The organism is Nostoc sp. CmiVER01 (assembly GCF_034531135.2).
GTDB lineage: Bacteria > Cyanobacteriota > Cyanobacteriia > Cyanobacteriales > Nostocaceae > Nostoc.
Genome location: NZ_JAVRBU020000028.1, coordinates 60,588 through 67,969, shown reverse-complemented (window position 1 = coordinate 67,969; position 7,382 = coordinate 60,588). Strand labels below are relative to the sequence as shown.

The 7,382-nt window shown below is 39.7% G+C and carries 7 protein-coding genes and 2 pseudogenes; 5 read left to right on the top strand and 4 right to left on the bottom strand.

Annotated features, from left to right (window positions below):
- Window positions 1–996, top strand: a pseudogene (locus RMZ43_RS33170) (hypothetical protein); the annotation flags it as partial.
- Between the two features lie 14 nt (window positions 997–1,010).
- Here the strand turns inward: RMZ43_RS33170 and RMZ43_RS33165 are convergent.
- Both RMZ43_RS33165 and RMZ43_RS33160 read right to left on the bottom strand, forming a co-directional pair.
- Window positions 1,011–2,171 (bottom strand): hypothetical protein, encoded by a 1,161-nt coding sequence (locus RMZ43_RS33165; RefSeq protein WP_322655823.1) that lies wholly within the window; start codon window positions 2,169–2,171, stop codon window positions 1,011–1,013.
- The gene (locus RMZ43_RS33160; RefSeq protein WP_428850963.1) at window positions 2,164–2,847 is read right to left on the bottom strand and encodes a hypothetical protein; all 684 of its coding nucleotides are present in this window, start codon (window positions 2,845–2,847) and stop codon (window positions 2,164–2,166) included. Before RMZ43_RS33160 ends, RMZ43_RS33165 begins: the two co-directional genes overlap by 8 nt.
- Window positions 2,848–3,028: 181 nt before the next feature.
- Between RMZ43_RS33160 and RMZ43_RS33155 the strand changes: the two genes are divergently transcribed.
- Entirely contained in the window at window positions 3,029–3,280 is a 252-nt protein-coding gene (locus RMZ43_RS33155) for a ribbon-helix-helix domain-containing protein (protein WP_322655821.1), read from the top strand.
- 39 nt (window positions 3,281–3,319) lie between these two features.
- Here the strand turns inward: RMZ43_RS33155 and RMZ43_RS33150 are convergent, their stop codons facing one another.
- Together RMZ43_RS33150 and RMZ43_RS33145 are read right to left on the bottom strand one after the other, a co-directional pair.
- On the bottom strand, window positions 3,320–3,505 hold the full coding sequence (locus RMZ43_RS33150) for a hypothetical protein (protein WP_322655820.1): 186 nt from the start codon (window positions 3,503–3,505) through the stop codon (window positions 3,320–3,322).
- Window positions 3,506–3,731: 226 nt separating this feature from the next.
- Window positions 3,732–4,265 carry a hypothetical protein gene (locus RMZ43_RS33145; RefSeq protein WP_322655819.1) on the bottom strand — a complete coding sequence of 178 codons (534 nt, stop codon included), beginning with the start codon at window positions 4,263–4,265 and terminating at the stop codon, window positions 3,732–3,734.
- Between the two features lie 281 nt (window positions 4,266–4,546).
- On the opposite strand from RMZ43_RS33145, the pseudogene RMZ43_RS33140 reads away from it, so the two are divergent.
- The 3 genes and pseudogenes from RMZ43_RS33140 to RMZ43_RS33130 form a co-directional block, all read left to right on the top strand.
- Window positions 4,547–4,882, top strand: a pseudogene (locus RMZ43_RS33140) (HNH endonuclease); the annotation flags it as partial.
- 1,348 nt (window positions 4,883–6,230) lie between these two features.
- Window positions 6,231–6,488: a DUF7219 family protein gene (locus tag RMZ43_RS33135; RefSeq protein ID WP_322655818.1), complete on the top strand. Its 258-nt coding sequence runs from the start codon at window positions 6,231–6,233 to the stop codon at window positions 6,486–6,488.
- 62 nt (window positions 6,489–6,550) lie between these two features.
- Complete coding sequence (locus RMZ43_RS33130) at window positions 6,551–7,186, top strand: DNA-directed RNA polymerase subunit alpha C-terminal domain-containing protein (RefSeq protein WP_322655817.1); 636 nt, start codon at window positions 6,551–6,553, stop codon at window positions 7,184–7,186.
- The last annotated feature ends 196 nt before the right edge of the window (window positions 7,187–7,382 follow it).

Below are 7,382 nucleotides of genomic sequence, written 5' to 3'. Positions count from 1 at the left end.
ACTAATCTAGACGCGCATATAGATGTAGATGAACCGTTCCAGTCCACTGCTCCTCATTCTGCTTCTATTCCTTTACACATCTCCGATCGCATTTACGCTCTACTCAATAATGGGCTTTCTCCTGAAGATATTCACCATGCCCTCAACTCTCTACATCTACACTCTAAAAAATCTGAAACCGACCCTAACCCTAATCCAAACACTGAGCAGATTAACTCAGCGATCGCTTCCCTAACTCAAATAACCGACCGCATTTCTGCTCTCGAAGAAAATCTAATACAACTACAACCCACAAATTCTCAAAAACATACTACCGCAGAGCCTAATACAGATAGTACAGCTCCAAATAAAACTAAACCAAAATCTCCCACTGTAAATCCTAAACCTAAACCTAAACCTTTACCTCTACCACTCAAAGGAACCGGCTCTGTTAATGAACTACCTTCTCCTCTTGGCACAACTGAACTTGCTCAACGCCTCAATATTTCTGTCAAACGCCTGGAGAAAGTCAGAAGTCAGTACAAAGATTCTACTGAAGGTTTCTTCAAATATACCTTTAATAAAGAAAATGGCAAATTTGGCTGGATTTATGATCCTACGAAGCGACTCCACATTCCCTACCTTGAAATTCCTATACCTATTACCTCTGCTACCGCTACCACTACCGCTACTGCCAAAGAAATACAGACCTTACCCAATCCCTCTGATATCAAGGAAAAATCCGAATCTGCTCCACCAAAACTTAACCCAGATAAATCAATCACTAAATCTAAATCAACCAAAAAACCTAAGCCAAAACCCCTACCCGATCTCAATCAATCTCAACTCGCAAAGAGATTTGGAGTTAATCCCTCTACTTTAAGTAGAAAACGATTAAGCTTTTCAAGCGGCTATATCTCTGCACAAGATTTTGATTCCTGGTGCCGAAGCAAAGATCCCGATAACTTTGCATGGACTTATTCTGAGGATTCTCAAGATTACACCTGTAATCCATAAAGCCAATAAATAAATTACAATTCTCTAATTAATTTCTTAGCCTTCTCCAATTCCATTGGATGTGCCTGATAATAATGGCTCTGACTCGATTCACCAACCAAAGGTTGAACGATCGCAAAAAATGCCTTCCCATTCCAATGTCCATAGATCCTTCTATTACTCGCATCTAGAACATGCGTTACAAGCCGTACACCAAAATTATCCACTAATTCGTCTGTGAATGCGGCTGGCTTATACTTTAACTCTCTAAGCCGCATTTGATGATTTACATCATGCTCACTCCCAATTGGATTTAAAAAACCTATAAATCCAAATCCTTCATCCCACAACTGCCCATATCCCAACTTTTTTGTCGAAAGCTGAAATCCTTTCTCTGTTAAAAAACTCTCTAATTTCTCTAAAACTGATGTTGGAGTACAAGCTTTTAAAGTGAAACAATCTGTGTGGCAGCGAACACAGTAACCCTCAGTTATTCTTCGCCCTGCTTCCATCACATCATAAACTCTTTGCACGGCTATGCTTGCTGCATTAAAAGCTGCACCCCATTTTGTACCATATTTTTTGGAAGCTAACATCCCAAAAGCTCGATGCTTAAACCATTTTGGCAGGTGCGGCGACCACTGGCGTAATCTGTCTATGCCACCACCATCCGGCTCAAATGTTGTATTTCCATTTTTATGCTCAAACAAATACAAGGTCGGCAACTGGCATAAGGATGTGAAGAATGCTGATTTGATATCCCGGTCAACCAACCACTGTGGTTCATGCTCTTGAAAATATTTATAGCTCCAGTACTCATCTGATGATTCCTCTGCCCTGAGTAGTATTTTTTGTCCATAGTAATAAGGGCTTCTCGGCACTTTCTTGTCACACTTCTGAGGATCAATACCAATTACTTCTTTCCAAAACTTTTCAGCTAATGTGCCAGGGGTTATATCTGGATAAACAGCTAATGAAAATCCAAATACCTGCGTTAGCTCATAAGTCTCGGAACGGCATTTCTTTCCTTCCTCACTCGGATTCCAAAATACTGCTAGCTTCCTATTACCTTGCTTGACGGTAAAACAGACTTTGCCTTTGGAGGCTTGTACATCAGCTCCCATTTTATTTGCAAATTCCTGGGCATCTGCTTCTGTCCCCCAGTCTACGATTATGCTTTTAAGACTTTTAACCATACAAGCTACTATCCCTATCAACTAAATCAGAGTCCTCATAATCCTCAGAATTTAACGATTTCCCTGATGAGTTCGGGGAATCATGATAATACTCTAAGTAAACTGAACCTCCAGATTGGAATTTCAATTTCATCTGTGCTTGAGAATTAGATAAATTATCCTGTAACAAATAACGATATAACCGTTTCTCATCTATTCCCGTTACTGAGTTTCCCATACCCCTAAAGGCAACACCATTCTCTACTCCCTCTTTGACTACTGCTTTTACTTCCTGACCTTCTGATTTACCATTCACTACTGCTTCACTAAATCTCAATTTGGCATTAAAAACTGCATCTATTTTATTCGCTGCTTTAGCTTCTTTAGCTAGTTGTACGCTCTCTATTTTTGCCTGACGCGGTAACTGGTTAAATTCTTCTGAAGTTTTTATATATTCCGGTACTTTTGCGTTTTTATTGTAGGTAAACATTGTCCGAAAGGCTTTAGAGTTCGGATTTGCTGTTGGGCTTATCCATTTTGATGCTGTTTCTTTACTTATTTTAAATACTTCAGAAATTGTATCTTTTAAATTCTGGCGTTCTACCTTACTCATTTTGCCTACGGATGCTCTAAATTCCTGATCCCGTCTCATTAATTCTTGTTTATTCTCTGGCTCTACATCTCTCCTATAACTCATTTTCTCTTACTAATATTCTATTTTTTTATCAATTTCTAAATATTAAACTTACTTTTTAAATATACCATAGAAAGCTGCATAGTGCAGCACTTTATACAGAAAAATGTTATTTAATGCAACTATGTACTATTTGCATACAAGTGAGGCATGATTAAGAAAGACTTTATATCTAACCCAATCAATGCCATCAAACTGGAGAATCACTGTTACTTTACCCGAACAGTTCAAAGAATTTTTGGAACAATGGGCCGAAAATGAACATCGTTCTGTCAGCAATCTCGCTGCTAGCATACTCATTAATGCCGCTCAGGATAAAATTTCCATATCTGAACTCGAAATCCAAAAGTCAAAGTCCCAAGCTCTCAAAAAATCTAACCCTCAAACTAAAGCCAAAGCCAAACCCAAATCTACAAACCCTAACCAATCTGCCTGACCTTTTAACTTGTCAAATCTTAGCGATCGCACCCACAATCTATGCCAAAGCCAAACTCACACTACTAGAGAGCAATGTGAACATATCAAATTCATCTGCCCCATCTTCTTTACTGCGATCGCCGCATTCAATTAGCCCCAAAGCTCGAAGATTTAGAATCGAATGGCTATTCATTTGAAACAGGGTTTCCACCTTTGATTCAGCAGCGCTATCGAGTGGTTGCACAAAATCTCTTGTGAATTTTTCCCAATTTTGCGAATTTAACCACTGCGAATATATTTCATCTCATATCTTCTAAAATCGGTTTGCATTAGTTCCGCTACAAATTCCTACATCTATCGAATGCTTTCTCGTCACACCTGGGACGACAGACGTGAACATCTCTGAAGGCTTTGTAAACTTTGAAATAGTGTATGTGATAACTGCTACTCTGATCGCTTTACGGAAATTACTATATCAAGGTGTTAACCCACCTCATTACAAATGGCATAATCGACCCAATTACTGCGGTAATGATCATAGTCATTACTGCACGCAATATGTATTCAGGAAACACGAAGAAAGGCTGGAACTCATTACCCGTTTTATATACGACAATGCCAGTATAAATCGTCCCAATACTCGCTCCTATTAACATGCCTCTCGTTGTACCAGAATTTGTCAACACTACGACTAACCCAATACCCGCACCCAGTATAAAGCCCGCAAGTCCCCCAAAAATTGTACTAAACACGGCTAATGGTTTCTTAGCGTCAGGTAAAAATAACCACTCTGTAATGTACATCAGCGGCACAAAACAAACCGTCCCACTTTCTGCTAACGCTGTAATCAAAACACCAGGCAATAGTATGGCTAGCGAGTTATGACGGGCTGTAGGGCATTTTAGAAGCGTTTGACGGGGTTGTGGTGGCATCGTGGCGGGGGGTTGCTTGTTGCTTTGCCGCGTTCCCGTTATACCCCCACTAATATAGGTCAAACGTGTCATTTTTCTAAAACTGACACAAAATGACAAATTCGTTTTTTCACATTCAATCGGCTGAAAGCTATACTCTCTAAGCGTTACGGATGACACAAACTTTTTATTTAAATAAAAACTCAAAACCTGATACAAATAATACGATTTTGTACGGATAAAAACATAATTACTTTATTTATGTGTAAAAAATTATTTTGAACCTATTGCTTTTGTCAAGTTAATATCAGAATATTTCAATGGAGTTAGACAAGACATCATTAATTCCACATCAACATCAATCTAGAAAAGGAAAGCGCTACTCTAGTAAGAAATTACTAGACAAGGCATTCCCAGCAGTTTCCCACTCCGAAAACAAATAGGTCATAGTCAAAGGAACAAAATCCCCTTATGACGGAGACACCGCCTACTGGAGCGAACGTAAAAGTAAGCTCTACGACGACAAAACCTCTAAAGCTCTCAAGAAGCAAAACCATAGATGTACTTCCTGAGGCTTAAAATTCATCGATGAGGAACGGGTTCACCTGCATCACATTGACGGAAATGATGCCTACTGGAAGAAAAATAATCTGAAAGCAATTCACGAGAGTTGCCACGATTACAAACACATGAGCAAAAGCGCAGGCTAAGAACATCGGAAGCTGGGTGCGGTGAAAGTCGCACGCCCAGATTTAACTGAGAGGTGCGGGGAATAATATCCCCCATCGACTCAACCCAGCTCAAAAACTATAGATTTTGCAGTTTGCAAACAGAATCCAATTTAGTCTTCTAAAAAATAACGACGCGTGAGGACAAATGACCAATAAATTGAACAGATCCCTGAAGATTGTCACGCTGGCCAGTGCCACTGTGATGCTTATGATAGGCGCCGCAGATGCTAGAACTTATTCCTCTAAAACATCTATAGATACTGGTACTAAGGCAGTTTGCCTTCTTGAAACCTATAGAGGGTCTAGAGGGCTTGAGACCAACGCAAGGATTAGTTGTGAGATTACTGACACGGAAGCTGATGGAAGTACTCCGTATGTACTCTGGCAGATTGATGGTTACCGCGAAAGACGAATTAACGGGTCGGGGCCTAAAGATAAAGTCGTCCAACGCGTCGATTCGGCAGGGGGTGATGATGGCATCACCAGAGTTCGGTTCAGGGCGTGCCGTGATAGGAGTTTCCGGCAGGACAACTGCGATTACTATGAGACCTGGAATGTGAACTGAGTTTCTATGGGGGATGGTAGTGCGTCAAAGGATTGTTAGATAAGTAACGATATCGTGCCTACCTGAGTTCGATATAAGAAATTAGCTTGAAAATCTTGTCTGATAAGCTTTTAGACTAAATGATATAGACGCTTTCTTACAGCAATTATTGAGAATTAAAGGTATTTGTTGAGAATAAAATGTTTATTATCATTATAGGAGCCTTGTTGAGAACAAAGACCGAATGTTTTTTTTCAGCGAAAAGTATTATCTTTAGGGCTTTTGAGCATTTTCTTACATCGAACTCAGGTTAACGAGATAAACCTAGAGCCTCCAGCGAAAAGCCTGGGGGTTTTCTTTTGTGTATCGCCTCTCAGTCAATCCCAGTGATTGAAGATTTGCGACGGCTGTGGGCCGGGATGTCGGGAAATGAGAGTTAAACGACACCGAGGTTAAACTATTGCATAGTAAGGATTAAGGGCGTATTCCATTAGCTACCAAATCGTTACACAGAATTATGGCAGTAAATTGGAGTGTTTCTTAACCCCTCAAGAAGAACTGAGTTCATTATTCGGATTCCTTGTAAGCAACAAGTTTATACATTAGTCTCTGTTAGTGAAAATGATTTCAGTCGTGGGGCGGTTGTTGGGTGAATATTACTAACTCACAGGAGAGATTTATCTGTCTTGCGATCGCTGTGAAGGACACGTCAGGTAATTTAGATATAAAATTAAAAACAACCTGAAAAAATCAAATTTCAATTTTCGTCAAGAAGATTTTTATATGGATGACTACGAGCAGAGAGGTAAAAACAATTTCCTCTACGTGCGCTATCAATATCATGGTAAGTTTACGCCTCAAAATTTTTTATTCAATGCTAATCTTCAAGAATTTTCTCAACGTGTTTCTTATCTGTGCAATCTACAGACTTTGGGAAAACTTTCTTCACAGGAGTGCTATGAGCAAATTGAGTCACTCTGGCAGAAGTTAACACAGAGTTTTGAGGCGCTAGGAATTGATCAAAAAGACGTGAATGAATGATTGTCAACAATGTATACACAATGTTATATTTACTGTGTACAGTGTTGACAACCTGGAGAAATATGGGAAAAAAAAACAAGGAATCGCCTATTGTAAGCTTCCGTGTGCCACATTCTGTTGTCGAAAAGTTAATTACAGAAGGCAGATTGAAGCCTAACCATATAAAGTCAGAGTTATCCAACCTAATCAAAAATGACTGGTTAGCCTCTGTTGATGCTGGTATAGAACCGAATGTGAGTGTAAATACTGTTTATGAGCAATTAGCAAAAATAGATAGAGTTCTAGAAATACTTGAGGACAACAAGCCGAATGGCGTTGTTGATGCCAATGTACACAGTGTTGACCAAATTAGCTTCCCTCAAAGCTCCGACTCAATCTCGCCGGATAATCAGCTTGTAGAGGTTGCCAATAGTAATGTACATCCCGTAGAGGAAATAAATGGGGATAATACACCTGTAAGTGTTGTTGATGAAAACAGTATTGAGTCATTGAATTTGAAAAGAAATACTTATACGGCACTTAAAGAGGCACAAGTTAACACAATAGAAGATTTAAAGAAATATAGTGTCACAGGCTTACGAACGCTGAAAAATCTGGGAAATAAATCTGTATCTCAGATAGTTGAAGCATTGCTTTTCCGAGGGATTGAATTACCAGAGTTACCAGACCCAGAACCGGAACACACACCTTCTCTCTGAGCAGTGATTCTGAAAGCTACACGCTAGGACTTAATGAGCCGTTTTCAATATCGCAGTGTCAAAAACGTTGTAGGTTGTGTGGGATGTCGGGAAATGGATTAAATACCCCTTTCAAGGTCATCCTGAAGGGGTAATCATTGGATATTGAGGGTTGGGGAATGGGGAATAGAGCGATCGCTTTTAAACTACCAGCGAC

Coding starts and splice junctions, on each gene's coding strand:
- RMZ43_RS33165 (WP_322655823.1), bottom strand. CDS start 2,171: ATGGTTAAAAGTCTTAAAAGCATAATCGTAGACTGGGGGACAGAAGCA.
- RMZ43_RS33130 (WP_322655817.1), top strand. CDS start 6,551: ATGGGAAAAAAAAACAAGGAATCGCCTATTGTAAGCTTCCGTGTGCCA.
- RMZ43_RS33160 (WP_428850963.1), bottom strand. CDS start 2,847: ATGAGTTATAGGAGAGATGTAGAGCCAGAGAATAAACAAGAATTAATG.
- RMZ43_RS33145 (WP_322655819.1), bottom strand. CDS start 4,265: ATGACACGTTTGACCTATATTAGTGGGGGTATAACGGGAACGCGGCAA.
- RMZ43_RS33135 (WP_322655818.1), top strand. CDS start 6,231: ATGGATGACTACGAGCAGAGAGGTAAAAACAATTTCCTCTACGTGCGC.
- RMZ43_RS33155 (WP_322655821.1), top strand. CDS start 3,029: ATGCCATCAAACTGGAGAATCACTGTTACTTTACCCGAACAGTTCAAA.